Below are 13918 nucleotides of genomic sequence, written 5' to 3'. Positions count from 1 at the left end.
GGAAACGGGCCGGCGGAAGGGATCCGCCCGGCCCGCCGTCTCGACTATTCGTCGATCATGCGCTTCAGCAATTCGATCTCTTCCGCCAGATGCTGGTCGCCCTGCATCATCTCCTCGACCTTGCGGACGGCGTGCAGCACCGTGGTGTGGTCGCGACCGCCGAAGCGGCGACCGATCTCGGGCAGCGAGCGCGGCGTCAGCGTCTTCGACAGATACATGGCGATCTGGCGCGGGCGCACGATGGTGCGGGTGCGCCGGCTCGACAGAAGGTCGGCCTTCGAGACGTTGTAGTGGCGCGAGACGATCTTCTGGATGTCCTCGATCTTGACCCGGCGCGGCTCGGAAGCGCCGACCAGATCGCGCAGCGTGATCTCGGCCGAGCTCATCGTCACCGGCTGGTTGGTGAACTGCCACTGCGCCACGAGGCGGTTCAGCGCGCCTTCGAGGTCGCGGCCGTTCGAGACCACGGACTGGGCGACATATTCGATGACGGTCTCGGGAACGTCGACGCCCGGGTTCTGCGACTGCGCAATCACATAGCGTGACTTCAGTATATCGCGACGAAGATCCAGGTCCGGCGAGCCGATCTCGAAGGCGACGCCGCCGCGCAGGCGCGAACGGACGCGCTCGTCGAGCGTCTCCAACTCGGCGGCCGGCCGGTCGGCCGCCACCACCACCTGGCGCGCGCCGTCGATCAGCGCGTTCAGCATGTGGCAGAATTCCTGCTGCACGGACTTGCCCTGCAGGAACTGCAGGTCGTCGATCAGGAGCAGGTCGATCTCGCGAAGGTTTTCCTTGAAGGCGATCGCCGACTGGTTCTTCAGCGCCGCGACAAAGCGGAACATGAAGTGCTCGGCGGTCAGGTAGACCACCTTGCGGCTCGGATCGGCGCGGCGCGCCGCCTGGGCGATCGCATGCAGCAGATGCGTCTTGCCGCGGCCGACGCCGGCATGGAGATAGAGCGGGTTATAGGGCGTCGGCCGGCCGGCCGGCGTCTCGGCGACGGCGCGGGCCGCCGCATAGGCGACGCGGTTGGCACCGCCCTCGCAGAAGGTTTCGAAGGTGAAGCGCGGGTCGACCGGCGAGCCGGCGCCATCGGCCTCGGCGCGGGCGGGGCTGGCCGGCGCAAGGACGGGCGCGGCGCTGGCCGCGGGAATGAAGGTCGGCGTCGGCGCGGCCGGAGCCGCAGCGGTCGTCGCGACCGGTTTGTCGACCTTGGCCGGAGCACGGGCACGGACAGCGCCGCGCACCACCAGCTCGACGCGCCGCACGCTGTCGACTTCCGCCGTCCAGAGGCCAAGCAGCTTGTCGAAATAATGCGACTGGATCCAGGACTTCAGGAACCGGGTCGGCACCGACAGGTTGACCGAGGCGCCATCCGCGCCCTCGAATTCGACCCGGGCGAACCAGCTCGAAAAGACGTCCTCGCCCAGTTCGGTCCGGAGCCGCGTCTTGACGCGCTCCCACAGCACCGCATCGGCACGACCGCTCATCGGCTGAACCTCATCGACGGCGAGAGCCCGCAGGGCCGAAGCCCCCGATCCGAATTCGCCAGTCCTGTCGTCGCGCATCTGAGCCCCTCTCGTATCGAATGGCATCTATTCATGATTGGACCCAAGGCAGTCCCGCGGCTTTCCAGCCATCCACGGAACCACGATGTCGGCCCTCGTCCAGCGGCCCTTCGAAGCCGCCGGCAATGTTGAAGCACCGGTCGTAACCGGCATCGGCCAGGGCGTTCGCCGCCGCGAGGCTGCGCGCGCCGGACCGGCACAGAAAATACAGGGCCGTCTCGCGGCCGACGCCGCGCCGGTCCAGCTCGGCCGCCAGCACCTCGGCGAAGTCGGCGTTGACCGCCATCGTCGGGTAGCTCTGCCACTCCACCAGCAGCGTTTCCTTGCCGATCGCGCTCAGATCGACGATGCCGACATAGGCCCACTCGGCCCGGGTCCGAACATCGATCAGCATCGACTGCGGCTCGCTGGAAAGACCTTCCCAAGCCTCATCGGCCGAAACGTCGCCGGCGAAGCTGCCGGCAGGCGAACGAGACATACTGCCCCCTCACGCACATGACCGTCAGATCATGGGCTATGTGTAAAACGCTAAGTTGATACAGGGTGGTGGAGGTTCTTCCAGAACGCGGAAGCAGTTAAATACGCATAAACACTACATATAGAGTAAACTTAATGTCCGCGCTTTCACTGCCTGTACGCCCCTAAACTTTCAGGGGCGAGAAACGCCCGTTTGAATAATGGCCGGCTCACCCGTCCGGCGGAGGACGACTGCTGTCGCCGTCTCCATGAACAGGAAAATACACAGGGGGTTGGTGGCTCGCAACGGCGATGGGCCAAGATTCGCCCGCGCCCCCGCGCCGCACCCCCTGCCTTCCGCCCCCTCACTCCCGCCAGCCCGTCCGAATCCCTTACGACTCAAAGGGTTCAGATGGCGTCCGCCGGGACCGAGAAAAGATCCGAAGCAGGCGAAAAATATTCGACCTGCGCCTCTTGACTCGCCCAGAATCCGCCCGAGTCGATGGAGACCGATCGGACCGCAACGCAAGTCATTGATTTTGTTTATCAAATGCTGCGAAGCAGTCTGGCCGTCGGCGCTCGCGCCATGGCCAAAACGGCATTTCTGAGGCAAGGCAGTCACTTACCCGCATAACAAAAAAGCCCGGCCGAAGCCGGGCTTTTTGTCAATCCCCAGAACTCTGAGATCAGGCGGAGATCGCCTTCACGCGAGCGGCAAGGCGCGAAACCTTGCGGGAAGCGGTGTTCTTGTGCAGCACGCCCTTCTGGGCGGCGCGCATCAGTTCCGGCTGGGCGCTCTTGAGCGCATCGGCGGCGGCGGCAGCGTTGCCGGAAGCGATCGCCTCCTCAACCTTGCGGATGAAGGTGCGCATGCGGCTGCGACGGGTGCGGTTGACCTCGGCACGGCGAGCAATCTTGCGGGTCGCCTTCTTGGCGGACGGCGTATTGGCCATGAGGGGCCTTCCTGAAAAAGCGGTTCGTTGGACTTTCCGTGCCACAAACCCACGCGGAATTCGGGCTAAACGGAAGGGGCGGCTTCGCGGCCGCCCGGGTTCATGGCGGGCTTATAGTCGTCTGCCCGCGCGGCGTCAATCGGGAAGCGCCGGATTCAGCGGTTGCGGAACGCGGCCGGCCGCTTGTCGAGAAAGGCCGCCATGCCCTCGCGCGCATCCTCGGTGGCGAAGAGCGAATGAAACAGCCGACGCTCGGTACGGATGCCTTCGGAAAGCGGGCTTTCGAAGGCGCGGTTGACCGCCTCCTTGGCCATCAGCACAGACGGGCGCGACAACGCGGCGATCTTCTGCGCCGCCGCCAGCGCCTGCTCGACCAGCTCGGCCGCCGGCACGACGCGCGAGACCAGGCCGATCCGCTCCGCCTCGGTCGCGTCGACCATCCGGCCGGTCAGGACCATGTCCATCGTCTTCGCCTTGCCGACCGAACGGGCGAGGCGCTGGCTGCCGCCGGCGCCCGGGATCAGGCCCAGCGTGATCTCCGGCTGGCCAAATTTCGCGTTGTCAGCGGCGATGACAAGATCGCACATCAGCGCCAGCTCGCAGCCGCCACCGAGCGCAAAGCCGGCGACCGCCGCGACGACCGGCTTGCGCACGCGCGACAGCCGCTCCCAATGCGCGACGAAATCGTCGAGGAAGACGTCGACATAGCCGAGCGCCTGCATCTCCTTGATGTCGGCGCCGGCGGCGAACGCCTTCTCGGATCCGGTCAGCACGATCGCGCCGATGGCGTCGTCCGCCTCGAAGGCGTCGAGCGCGGCGTTCAGATCGGCGATCAGCTGGCGGCTCAGCGCGTTCAGCGCCTTGGGACGGTTCAGGCGGATGAGACCGACGGCGTCCCGCGTCTCGACAAGGATGGTCTCATAAGCCATGGCGCGCTCCGCTCTTCCGGTTGTGCCCTGCTCCGCCGGCGAGGGCGGCGCGAAGGGCAGATCGAGGCAAACGCCTAGCCGACGCGTCCCGGACCTTCAAGGGCGCCGGCTCCCCTCCTCCCGCGAGCCACGCGGGAGGAAGATCATTTCTGGCAGGTGGCGCAGAAGAAGGTGGAGCGACCGGACTGCACCTTGCGCTCGATCACGCCGGAACAGTCGAGCTTCGGGCAGGGTTCGCCCTCGCGGTCATAGACGCGGAACGAATGCTGGAAATAGCCGAGTTCGCCATTCGCCTGGCGGTGGTCGCGCAGCGATGAGCCGCCGGCGGCGATGGCGGCCGCCAGCACCTCGCGGATCGCCGCCGCCAGCCGGTCGGCCGCCTTGGCGGTGAGCGATCCGGCGGCCCGCTCCGGCGACAGGCCGGACATGTTGAGCGCCTCGCAGACATAGATATTGCCGAGCCCGGCGATCAGACCCTGGTCGAGCAGCGCGGCCTTCAGCGGCGCCTTCTTCGCCTCGAACAGGCGATGCAGGACCTTGCCGTCGAAGGCGTTGCCGACCGGCTCGACGCCGAGGCCGGCGAGATGGCGCGCCGTCTCGATGCCGGCGCGCGAGGCGAGATCCATGAAGCCGAAGCGGCGAGGGTCATTATAGATGACGCGCTTGCCGTTCGAGAGATGGAAGACGACGTGGTCATGCGCCAGCGCTTTTCCGCGCGGATGATGGAAAGCGCCCGGCGTCTCCGGGTCGGCGAGCGGCCCCTCCTCGACGCGGAACGAGCCCGACATGCCGAGATGCATGATGACGACGCTGCCGTCGTCGAGATCGGCAAGCAGATATTTGGCCCGCCGCCCCAGCCCGTCGATGCGCCGTCCGGTCAGCCGCTCGGCGAAGCGCTCGGGAAAGGGAAAGCGCAGGTCCGGCCGGCGCTGCTCCAGCCGGTCGATCACGGCGCCTTCCATGGCGGGGGCGAGGCCCTGGCGGACGGTTTCTACCTCGGGAAGTTCTGGCATTTAGGCTGCGTCAACTCTGCGGGTGTCGGGGCCGTGGCGCATGAAGGGCGCTTCGGTTATCAAGGACTTCGATTTTCCCGAGATCGGGCGGGGGACGCCGCTTCTGCGCGGCGCGACCCGTCCAAGCGATCTCTGGCTCACATGCGTAATATAAGGAGTGGGACGCCATGGCGACCGAATCTCGCAGCGAGACGCCCGGAACGGGCCGCGCCTCCTTCGGATTCCGCGATGTCGACGTCGATGCCAAGCAGGGCATGGTCAATGACGTCTTCCACAAGGTCGCCTCGCGCTACGACCTGATGAACGACTTCATGTCGGCCGGGCTGCACCGCGTCTGGAAGGACGCGATGGTGTCGTGGCTGACGCCGCCGCGCAACCGCCCCTTCGAGGTGCTCGATGTCGCCGGCGGCACCGGCGACATCTCGTTCCGCATCGTCGAGCGCTCGCACAAGTCGGCAACCGCCACTGTCTGCGACATCAATGCCTCGATGCTGGAAGTCGGCCGCGAGCGCGCCGAGAAGCGCGGCCTCGCCGACCATGTCAGCTTCGTCGAGGGCAATGCCGAGGAGCTGCCCTTCGAGAGCAACCGCTTCGACGCCTATACGATCGCCTTCGGCATCCGCAATGTGCCGCGCATCGACCAGGCGCTGAGAGAGGCCTACCGCGTGCTGAAACCGGGCGGCCGCTTCCTCTGCCTGGAGTTCTCCGACGTCGACGTGCCCGGCCTCGACAAGATCTACGATTTCTATTCGTTCAACCTGATCCCGGCGATGGGCAAGGTGGTCGCCGGTGATTCCGAAAGCTATCGCTACCTGGTCGAATCGATCCGCCGCTTCCCGCATCAGGAGCGCTTCGCCGAGATGATCCGGCAGGCGGGCTTCGCCAAGGTCTCCTATCGCAATCTGACGGGCGGCATCGCCGCCATCCACTCGGGCTGGAAAATCTGACGCGATGGCGCTCGGCATAGCCGCCCTCTTCCGCCTCGCCGCGGCAGGCTTCGTTCTGGCGCGCGAAGGCGCGTTCGGCCTCGTCGACATCGACGACCTGCCCTCCGGCGCCCGCCTCGGCGTCCGGCTCGGCCGGCTGCTCGAGCGCCGTTCTGCCGCCGACGCGGATCGCGGCGAGCGGATCACCGCCGCCCTCAACAAGCTCGGCCCCTCCTATGTGAAGCTCGGCCAGTTCATGGCGACCCGGCCCGATTTCGTCGGCGAGGATGTCGCCGATGCGCTCGGCCGGTTGCGCGACGAGATCGAGCCGTTCGGCGAGCCGGCGGCGCGCGTCGTGATCGAGAAGAATTTCGGCCGGCCGGTCGAGACCATCTTCGCCTCGTTCTCGCCGCCGCTCGCCGCCGCTTCGATCGCCCAGGTGCACAAGGCCGAGGTGGTCGAGCGCGATGGCAGCCGGCACGCCGTCGCGGTCAAGGTGCTGCGGCCGGGCGTGCGCGCCCGCTTCCACCGCGACCTCGAGACCTTCTATGCCGGCGCGCATCTGGTTGAGCGGGTCGATCCGGCGATGAAGCGGCTGAAGCCGATCGCCGTCGTCGACACGCTGGCTCGTTCGGTCTCGATGGAGATGGATCTTCGCCTGGAGGCGGCCGCGCTCTCCGAAATGGCGGAGCGCACGAAGGGCGACCCCGGCTTCCGCGTCCCCAGGGTCGACTGGGCGCGGACGGCGCGCGACGTGCTGACGCTCGAATGGATCGACGGCGTCAAGCTTTCGGATCCCGCCGGCATCGAGGCGGCCGGCCATGACCTGAAGGCGGTCGCCCGGCGGCTGATGCAGGCCTTCCTGCGCCACGCCATGCGCGACGGCTTCTTCCATGCCGACATGCACCAGGGCAACCTGTTCGTCGACGCGGCCGGCGACGTCGTCGCGGTCGATTTCGGCATCATGGGCCGGCTCGGCCAGGCCGAACGGCGCTTCCTCGCCGAAATCCTCTACGGCTTCATCAAGCGCGACTATCTGCGCATCGCCGAAGTGCACATGGAAGCCGGCTATGTCCCGGCCCGCCACGCGCCGGAAGACTTCGCCCAGGCGCTGCGCGCCATCGGCGAACCGATCCACGGCCAGCCGGCCAGCGACATCTCGATGGCCAAGCTGCTGACGCTGCTGTTCGAGGTGACCGAGCTCTTCGACATGCAGACGCGGCCGGAACTGCTGATGCTGCAGAAGACCATGGTCGTCGTCGAAGGCGTCGCCCGCTCGCTCGATCCCGAGTTCGACATGTGGGCCGCTTCCGAGCCGGTGGTGCGCGAATGGATCGAGCGCAATCTCGGTCCGCTCGGCAAGCTGCAGGAAGCGGGCTCCGGCATCGCCGATCTCGGCCGCGCCGCGACGGGCCTGCCGGCGCTGCTGCAGAACGGCGCCCGGATCGCGGCGCAGCTGAGCGACGCGACGCGCGACGGCATCACGCTGTCGCCGGAAACCGTCGAGGCGATCGGCCGCGCCGAGGGCCGGGGCAATCGCTGGCTGACGATCGGCGTCTGGGTGGCGGTTGTGCTGCTAGCCTGGAATATGTTCACCTGATCCGGCGCATCGACGCGCCAGATCGAGCGGGGAAGCATCATGGCGGATATTGACGCGACGCTTCGGGGCAAGCGCATCCTGCTCGTCATAGCGGGCGGCATCGCGGCCTACAAAAGCCTCGACCTGATCCGCCGGCTGAAGGAGCGCGGCGCCACGGTGCGCGTCGTCATGACCCGCGGCGCGACCGAGTTCATCACGCCGCTCGCGGCCGGCGCGCTCGCCGGCGGCACGGTCTACACGGACCTGTTCGACCGCGAATCCGAGCAGGATGTCGGCCATATCCGCCTCGCCCGCGAGGCGGACCTGATCGTCGTCGCGCCCGCCACCGCCGACCTGATGGCGAAGATGGCGGGCGGCCATGCCGACGACCTCGCCAGCGCAATCCTGCTCGCCACGAAACGGCCCGTGCTCGTCGCGCCGGCGATGAACCCGGCCATGTGGGCGCATCCGGCGACCCAGCGCAACGTCGCGACGCTTCTCGCCGACGGCATCCATCTCGCCGGCCCCGAGCGCGGCGAGATGGCCGAGAGCGGCGAGGCGGGAACCGGGCGCATGGCCGAACCGCTCGCCATCGTCGCCGCCGTCGAGGCGCATTTTCCCGGCAGCAAGACCGACACGGTCGACGCGACGAAGCCCTTGACCGGAAAGCATGTTCTGGTCACGGCCGGGCCAACGCACGAGCCGATCGACCCGGTCCGCTACATCGCCAATCGTTCCTCCGGCAAGCAGGGCTTTGCCATCGCTGCTGCTGCGGCGGCGGCCGGCGCCCGCGTGACGCTGGTGGCCGGACCGGTCGGCCTGCCGGATCCCGACGGCGTCGCCGTCCGCCGCGTCGAGACGGCGCGCGACATGCTGGCCGCCGTCGAAACCGCGCTGCCGGCCGATATCGCCATCTTCGCCGCCGCCGTCGCCGACTGGCGCCCGGCGCAGGAGGCGACGTCGAAACTGAAGAAGGACGGCTCCGGCGTCGTGCCGCCGCTCCATGTCACCGAGAATCCCGACATTCTCGCCACCATCGCGCACCTGAAGGACCAGCGCCCCGGCCTCGTCGTCGGTTTCGCGGCCGAGACGGACGATGTCTTTGAAAACGCGAAGAAAAAGCTCGGCCGCAAGGGCGCCGACATCATCGTCGCCAACGACGTCTCGCCGGAGACCGGCGTCATGGGCGGCGGCGCCAACACCGTGCATCTGGTGACGGCGGAGGGGATCGAGAGCTGGCCGCAGATGCCGAAGGACGAGGTGGCGCGCCGACTCGTGCACTGGATCGCCGGCCGACTTTCGCCCACCGCCTGACCGGAGGCACGCATCATTCGCGCGCTTCGCACCCTCCTGCTCTGGCTCGGACGACTGCTGCTCTGGCTCGCCATCGCGCTGACGGCGGTGCTGGTCGGCATGGCCTTCTGGTACCAGCTGCCGCTGCCTCAGACGGCGCTGAAGCTCGCCATCGGCGCCTGGGCGATCTTCGCGATCGTCGTGCTTTGCCTTGAGATAACAAGGCGTTCGTGGATTTCGCGCGGCGTCTATGGGCTCGCCCTGATCGCGGCCGTGCTCTGGTGGGCGGGCATCCGGCCGAGCTTCGACCATGAATGGGCGCCGGATGTCGAGCACATCGTCACCGGCACGCGCGACGGCGACATCGTCACGCTGAAGGACGTCCGCGACTTCGACTGGAAGAGCGAGACCGACTTCACGCCGCGCTGGCAGACGCGGACCTACGACCTCTCGAAGCTCGAGACGGTCGACCTGTTCCTCTCCTACTGGTCGAGCCCGGCGATCGCCCACACGCTCGTCTCCTTCGGCTTCGAGGGCGGCGAACATATTGTCTTCTCAGCGGAAATCCGCAAGGAGAAGGGCGAGAGCTTCTCCTCGATCGGCGGCTTCTTCAAGGAATTCGACCTGGCGCTGATCGCCGCCGACGAGCGCGACATCATCCGCCTCAGGACCAATATCCGCGGCGAGGACGTCTATCGCTACCCGATCCACATGCCGCAGGCCGGCATGCGGGAGCTGTTCCTCTCCTATCTCGAGACCGGCAACCGGCTTGCGACCGTGCCAACCTTCTACAACACGGTCACGACCAACTGCACGACGGTGGTCTTCCGCCTGCTCCGGGCGCTCGATCCGGCGCTGCCGTTCGACTACCGCATCCTGCTTTCGGGGTATCTCCCCGGATATATCTATCAGAATCAGGGCTTTAGCACTGGCCTGACCGAAGCGGAATTCCGCGCCCGCGCCGCGATCAGCGCGCTCGGAATCGCCGCCGGCGACAGCCCCGATTTCTCCGCCGCCATCCGGGCCGCCGGCACGCTGCCGCGTTAACGGCCCGTTATCGTCTTGTTAAGCATGAGGACCGCGCCGTGCCGCACCAGCCGACCATCGAACTGAAGGTGCTCGACCCGCGCCTCGAGGCCTGGGGCATGCCCGCCTATCAGAGCGACATGGCGGCGGCGATCGACCTGCGCGCCGCCATCGACGCGCCGCTTGCGATCGAGGCCGGCTCGCCGGCCGTGCTGGTCCCGAGCGGGCTCTCCCTCTTCATCCGCGACCCGTTCGTCGCCGCGATGATCCTGCCGCGCTCCGGCCTCGGCCACAAGCAGGGCCTCGTGCTCGGCAATTCGACCGGGCTGATCGACGCCGACTATCTAGGGCCCATCCTGGTCAGCGTCTGGAACCGCAATGCCGCCGGCACGGCGCCGATCGCGATCCAGCCCGGCGACCGCATCGCCCAGATGATGTTCGTGCCGGTGGTGCGGCCGCGTTTCGAGGTGGTCGCCGAATTCTCCACGGAGACGGCGCGCGGCGCCGGCGGCTTCGGCTCGACCGGCGGCAAATAGCCGGCGAGGCTCGACCCGGCCGCCGGGCTCGACTAGACTTCCGCCACAAATCCAACGGGTTAAGGAGGAACGAATGGCCGAAGCAACCAAGCGCGGACGCGGCAAGATCTACGCCTCGATCACCGACACGATCGGCGACACGCCGATCGTCCGGCTCGACCGTATCGCCGCCGAGAAGGGCGTGAAGGCCAACCTCTTGGCCAAGCTCGAATTCTTCAATCCGATCGCCTCGGTCAAGGATCGCATCGGCGTCGCCATGATCGACGCGATGGAGGCCGAGGGACGGATCACGCGCGGCAAGTCGACCCTGATCGAGCCGACCTCCGGCAATACCGGCATCGCGCTCGCCTTCGTCGCCGCGGCGCGCGGCTACCGGCTGATCCTGGTGATGCCGGAGACGATGTCGATCGAACGGCGCAAGATGCTGAAGCTGCTCGGCGCCGAGCTGGAGCTGACCGAGGGCGCCAAGGGCATGAAGGGCGCCATCGCCCGCGCCGAGGAGCTGAAGGCCGAGATCGGCGACGCCGTCATCCCGCAGCAGTTCCAGAACCCGGCCAACCCGGCGATCCACCGCGCCACCACGGCGGAGGAGATCTGGAACGACACCGATGGCGGCATCGACATCCTCGTCTCCGGCATCGGCACCGGCGGCACCATCACCGGCGTCGGCCAGGTGCTGAAGCCGAGGAAGCCGTCGCTGAAGGTGATCGCGGTCGAGCCGGCCGAGAGCCCGGTGCTCTCCGGCGGCGCCCCCGGCCCGCACAAGATCCAGGGCATCGGCGCCGGCTTCGTCCCCGGCGTGCTCGATACCTCGATCTATGACGAGGTGGTGCAGGTGGCGAGCGCCGAGGCGCTTGCGACGGCGCGCGAGGTGGCGCGGATCGAGGGCATCCCGGTCGGCATCTCGTCCGGCGCCGCCGTCGCCGCCGCGCTCAAGGTCGGCGCGCGCCCGGAAAACGCCGGCAAGAACATCGTCATCATCATCCCCTCCTTCGCCGAGCGCTATCTCTCCACCGCGCTGTTCGAAGGGCTGGAATAAGGCTCGCCCCCGCTCCCGCACGCGCGAGAGGGGGGGGTTAGGGTCTGCCCGCATCCTCTCCGCGTCATCCCTGCTTTCGCGGGGATGACGGCGAACCGGATGTCTGGCATGGCGAGCCCCTCACCTCTCCCACGGGGAGAGGTCGACGCACGCAGTGCGGCGGGTGAGGGGTTCAGGCCTCGTCCGTGAGATCGCATCCCCTCACCCGGAGCTTCGCTCCGACCTCTCCCCATGGGAGAGGTGAACGACATCGCCCCGGCACTCCAAGCGTGCCCCCAAAAACAAAAAAGGGCCGGCGCGGACGCCGACCCTTCTTCTCGAAATGGGAAAAACTCAGACCCAGCCGCCGTCGACGATGTAGCTCTGGTTGGTGCAGCCCGACGCCTCGTCGGAGGCGAAGAACAGCACCGGTTTGGCGATGTCATCGGGGAAGAGCTTGCGCTTCAGGCACTGCTTGTTCATCAGGTCGACCTCGGCTTCCGGCGTCAGCCAGAGGTCGATCTGGCGCTGCGTCATGATCCAGCCGGGGACGACCGAGCAGACGCGGATGTTGAACGGCCCCAGATCACGCGCGAGGCCGCGGGTAAGACCCTGCACGGCGGATTTCGCCGAGGTATAGGCCGGCATGCCGCCCTGGCCGATCATCCAGGAGGTCGAGCCCATGTTGATGATGGCGCCCTTGCCGGCGGCCTTCATGTCCTCGACCACGGCCTGCGCCGCGAAGAACTGGTGGCGGATGTTGACCTGGTAGCGCTCGTCCCAATATTCGGGCGTCACGTCTTCCAGCTTGTGGCGCTGGTCGTGCGCGGCGTTGTTGATCAGGATGGTGATGGCCCCAAGCTTTTCGCGCACATTGGCGATCGCCTGGCGCAGCGCCGCGATGTCGCGCAGGTCGCACTTCTCGAAATGCACGGTGCCGGAAGCGGAAAGCTCCTTTGCAAGGGCTTCCGAGGCCTCGGCGTTGATGTCGAGGAAGCCGACCTTCGAGCCCTGGGCGACGAAGTGGCGGACGATGGCCTCGCCGATTCCGCTGCCGCCGCCGGTAACGAGCACGGTCCGGTCCCTGAGGCTCGGATAGATGGCGCCGCTGGTCATAGATGTCTCCGTCCCTGGATCTCGCGAACGGTCGCGAGCGATGTCTGCAACGCGCCGGTCAAGCCGGCCCGCGCCTGTTTTAGGCGAAAGGCCGAGCGAGCGGAACCGAAATTTGAGGGGCGCACGTCAGGGAGGCCAAGCCACTGATATCATGCAGGCGCATTGCCAACGACCAAAAGCTCGGCTAGGAACAGATAAGGAACAGGATGCCATGTCCAGCGGTTATGACGGGCGAGCAGTAGCGAACTACGTCCTCGATTTTTGCGCCAGCAAAGATCGACACGTCACTAACCTTTCGCTGCAAAAGATAGTATATTTTTGCCACGTCTGGTCTCTGATCGAACTACGGAAGCCATTGGTTCGACAGAGCTTTGAGGCTTGGGAGTACGGACCAGTACTCCCCTATCTCTACAGAGAGTTCAAAAGGTACGATAGATCACCTATTGTCGGGAGGTCAGAGCGCATTGACCCTTTCACCGGCGGAAGCCGGATAGTAGAATTCGACTTCGACTCAGAGACGACTCTCCTTTTAGAGCGAATCGTCGATTTCTACAGTAGGCTTTCTGCGGGCTATTTGATCGATCTAAGCCACGTAGATAACGGACCATGGCACTCAGTTTGGAACCATGGCGGGGCAACCAACCCCGGAATGAAGATTAGCAATACGGAAATTGAGAAATTCTATGAAAGAGTAGCGCGTCCATTCTCACTCCAATAGCGGCAGAGCTATATGACGGAACTGCGTGTCCCTTCTATTCAACATCTTGCCCGAAATTGGCACAACGATCCAAATGCCATCGCCAAGAAATTGGTCTCGTTGGCCCGCAATCCTCCGACCTTCAATTACAATCCACTTATCAGTGCAACTAAGGATCTACTCGTTCTAGGCGCATCCTACGATAGCGTCCTAGAGGGACTTTCTCGCCTTCCCCGACGAGATGTTCGGAATAATTTCCTAGAAGTCCTACCTTTGATATACGGCCACTTCTCAGGACTATCTCCTGACTTTTATCAGAATGTTGGCAGAAGGCACTATCAACTGGGTCGAGATCTGGCAATTCCGTTCGACCCCATCATGATCTACGGCATTAACGGCCAGTTGCATTTTCCGTGGTTAAGCTTTTGGAGAAGCAACCCGCTGGATCGTGAGCGCTTGTCTCTTTTCGTCACCCTTGCTGACGAAATACTTATGCAAGACCCCGATCTCGAAGATGCACGCTTCGAAATTCTGGACTTTAGCTGCCCCAGGGCAAAGACACCCAGAGAGCTCCGCATAACAGATGCTCGCGACATCCCTCGGATAGAAGCTGCAAAGAAAGCGTCCATGCTGGAGACTTTCGCGCAGGGCTTCTTGATGGCGAAGTCCATACTTGCCGCAGATCCGGCGGCAGCGTCGCAAGAGCGACCGCAAAGAGAACGAAATATCCATCCCGGTCAGGACGATTTATTTCCCCCCGAATGAGGAAACTCGCCCCGACCAGCGCCTCCTAAGGCGCCAGTCG

At 65.8% G+C, this 13918-nt stretch carries 14 protein-coding genes; 8 read left to right on the top strand and 6 right to left on the bottom strand.

The features are described 5' to 3' along the window. Nucleotides 1-44: 44 nt before the first annotated feature. The 5 genes from dnaA to mutM form a co-directional block, all read right to left on the bottom strand. Entirely contained in the window at nt 45-1493 is a 1449-nt protein-coding gene (dnaA, locus tag OSH07_RS01440) for a chromosomal replication initiator protein DnaA (RefSeq protein WP_266336825.1), read from the bottom strand. Nucleotides 1494-1602: 109 nt separating this feature from the next. Next, entirely contained in the window at nt 1603-2049 is a 447-nt protein-coding gene (locus OSH07_RS01435) for a rhodanese-like domain-containing protein (protein ID WP_266336824.1), read from the bottom strand. 664 nt (nt 2050-2713) lie between these two features. Next, a complete protein-coding gene (gene rpsT, locus OSH07_RS01430) occupies nt 2714-2980 on the bottom strand; it encodes a 30S ribosomal protein S20 (protein ID WP_266336823.1) in 267 nt (88 codons plus the stop codon). A gap of 155 nt (nt 2981-3135) precedes the next feature. Further along, on the bottom strand, nt 3136-3909 hold the full coding sequence (locus tag OSH07_RS01425; protein ID WP_266336822.1) for an enoyl-CoA hydratase: 774 nt from the start codon (nt 3907-3909) through the stop codon (nt 3136-3138). Between the two features lie 143 nt (nt 3910-4052). Next, entirely contained in the window at nt 4053-4922 is an 870-nt protein-coding gene (gene mutM, locus OSH07_RS01420) for a bifunctional DNA-formamidopyrimidine glycosylase/DNA-(apurinic or apyrimidinic site) lyase (protein ID WP_266336821.1), read from the bottom strand. Nucleotides 4923-5089: 167 nt separating this feature from the next. On the opposite strand from mutM, the gene ubiE reads away from it, so the two are divergent. The 6 genes from ubiE (at nt 5090) to cysK (ending at nt 11321) form a co-directional block, all read left to right on the top strand. After that, nucleotides 5090-5869 carry a bifunctional demethylmenaquinone methyltransferase/2-methoxy-6-polyprenyl-1,4-benzoquinol methylase UbiE gene (gene ubiE / locus OSH07_RS01415; protein ID WP_266336820.1) on the top strand — a complete coding sequence of 260 codons (780 nt, stop codon included), beginning with the start codon at nt 5090-5092 and terminating at the stop codon, nt 5867-5869. Nucleotides 5870-5873: 4 nt separating this feature from the next. Beyond that, a complete protein-coding gene (ubiB, locus tag OSH07_RS01410) occupies nt 5874-7448 on the top strand; it encodes a 2-polyprenylphenol 6-hydroxylase (RefSeq protein ID WP_266336819.1) in 1575 nt (524 codons plus the stop codon). A 39-nt stretch (nt 7449-7487) separates the two neighbouring features. Continuing rightward, the gene (gene coaBC / locus OSH07_RS01405) at nt 7488-8741 is read left to right on the top strand and encodes a bifunctional phosphopantothenoylcysteine decarboxylase/phosphopantothenate--cysteine ligase CoaBC (RefSeq protein WP_266336818.1); all 1254 of its coding nucleotides are present in this window, start codon (nt 7488-7490) and stop codon (nt 8739-8741) included. Nucleotides 8742-8840: 99 nt separating this feature from the next. Further along, nucleotides 8841-9767, top strand: a complete 927-nt coding sequence (locus OSH07_RS01400) for an Lnb N-terminal periplasmic domain-containing protein (protein WP_266336817.1) — start codon at nt 8841-8843, stop codon at nt 9765-9767. A 38-nt stretch (nt 9768-9805) separates the two neighbouring features. Further along, nucleotides 9806-10282 carry a dUTP diphosphatase gene (dut, locus tag OSH07_RS01395; protein ID WP_266336816.1) on the top strand — a complete coding sequence of 159 codons (477 nt, stop codon included), beginning with the start codon at nt 9806-9808 and terminating at the stop codon, nt 10280-10282. A 73-nt stretch (nt 10283-10355) separates the two neighbouring features. Continuing rightward, nucleotides 10356-11321 carry a cysteine synthase A gene (cysK, locus tag OSH07_RS01390; protein ID WP_266336815.1) on the top strand — a complete coding sequence of 322 codons (966 nt, stop codon included), beginning with the start codon at nt 10356-10358 and terminating at the stop codon, nt 11319-11321. A 333-nt stretch (nt 11322-11654) separates the two neighbouring features. On the opposite strand, the gene OSH07_RS01385 is transcribed toward cysK, so the two are convergent. Then, entirely contained in the window at nt 11655-12416 is a 762-nt protein-coding gene (locus OSH07_RS01385) for an SDR family NAD(P)-dependent oxidoreductase (RefSeq protein WP_266336814.1), read from the bottom strand. Between OSH07_RS01385 and OSH07_RS24495 the strand changes: the two genes are divergently transcribed. Next, nucleotides 12400-13134 carry a Panacea domain-containing protein gene (locus tag OSH07_RS24495; protein WP_420909581.1) on the top strand — a complete coding sequence of 245 codons (735 nt, stop codon included), beginning with the start codon at nt 12400-12402 and terminating at the stop codon, nt 13132-13134. The genes OSH07_RS01385 and OSH07_RS24495 overlap by 17 nt on opposite strands. A 12-nt stretch (nt 13135-13146) precedes the next feature. Next, nucleotides 13147-13878 (top strand): hypothetical protein, encoded by a 732-nt coding sequence (locus OSH07_RS01380; RefSeq protein ID WP_266336813.1) that lies wholly within the window; start codon nt 13147-13149, stop codon nt 13876-13878. Nucleotides 13879-13918 lie beyond the last annotated feature (40 nt).

It is taken from the genome of Kaistia nematophila, assembly GCF_026343855.1.
Classification (GTDB): domain Bacteria; phylum Pseudomonadota; class Alphaproteobacteria; order Rhizobiales; family Kaistiaceae; genus Kaistia; species Kaistia nematophila.
Note: the sequence above shows the minus strand (reverse complement) of the source record. Positions and strands in the feature narration are given on the sequence as shown.

Bases quoted from the DNA above. Each gene is read 5' to 3' on its own strand.
- dnaA (WP_266336825.1), bottom strand. From the start codon at position 1,493: ATGAGCGGTCGTGCCGATGCGGTGCTGTGGGAGCGCGTCAAGACGCGG.
- OSH07_RS01435 (WP_266336824.1), bottom strand. From the start codon at position 2,049: ATGTCTCGTTCGCCTGCCGGCAGCTTCGCCGGCGACGTTTCGGCCGAT.
- rpsT (WP_266336823.1), bottom strand. From the start codon at position 2,980: ATGGCCAATACGCCGTCCGCCAAGAAGGCGACCCGCAAGATTGCTCGC.
- OSH07_RS01425 (WP_266336822.1), bottom strand. From the start codon at position 3,909: ATGGCTTATGAGACCATCCTTGTCGAGACGCGGGACGCCGTCGGTCTC.
- mutM (WP_266336821.1), bottom strand. From the start codon at position 4,922: ATGCCAGAACTTCCCGAGGTAGAAACCGTCCGCCAGGGCCTCGCCCCC.
- ubiE (WP_266336820.1), top strand. From the start codon at position 5,090: ATGGCGACCGAATCTCGCAGCGAGACGCCCGGAACGGGCCGCGCCTCC.
- ubiB (WP_266336819.1), top strand. From the start codon at position 5,874: ATGGCGCTCGGCATAGCCGCCCTCTTCCGCCTCGCCGCGGCAGGCTTC.
- coaBC (WP_266336818.1), top strand. From the start codon at position 7,488: ATGGCGGATATTGACGCGACGCTTCGGGGCAAGCGCATCCTGCTCGTC.
- OSH07_RS01400 (WP_266336817.1), top strand. From the start codon at position 8,841: ATGGCCTTCTGGTACCAGCTGCCGCTGCCTCAGACGGCGCTGAAGCTC.
- cysK (WP_266336815.1), top strand. From the start codon at position 10,356: ATGGCCGAAGCAACCAAGCGCGGACGCGGCAAGATCTACGCCTCGATC.
- OSH07_RS24495 (WP_420909581.1), top strand. From the start codon at position 12,400: ATGGCGCCGCTGGTCATAGATGTCTCCGTCCCTGGATCTCGCGAACGG.
- OSH07_RS01385 (WP_266336814.1), bottom strand. From the start codon at position 12,416: ATGACCAGCGGCGCCATCTATCCGAGCCTCAGGGACCGGACCGTGCTC.
- OSH07_RS01380 (WP_266336813.1), top strand. From the start codon at position 13,147: ATGACGGAACTGCGTGTCCCTTCTATTCAACATCTTGCCCGAAATTGG.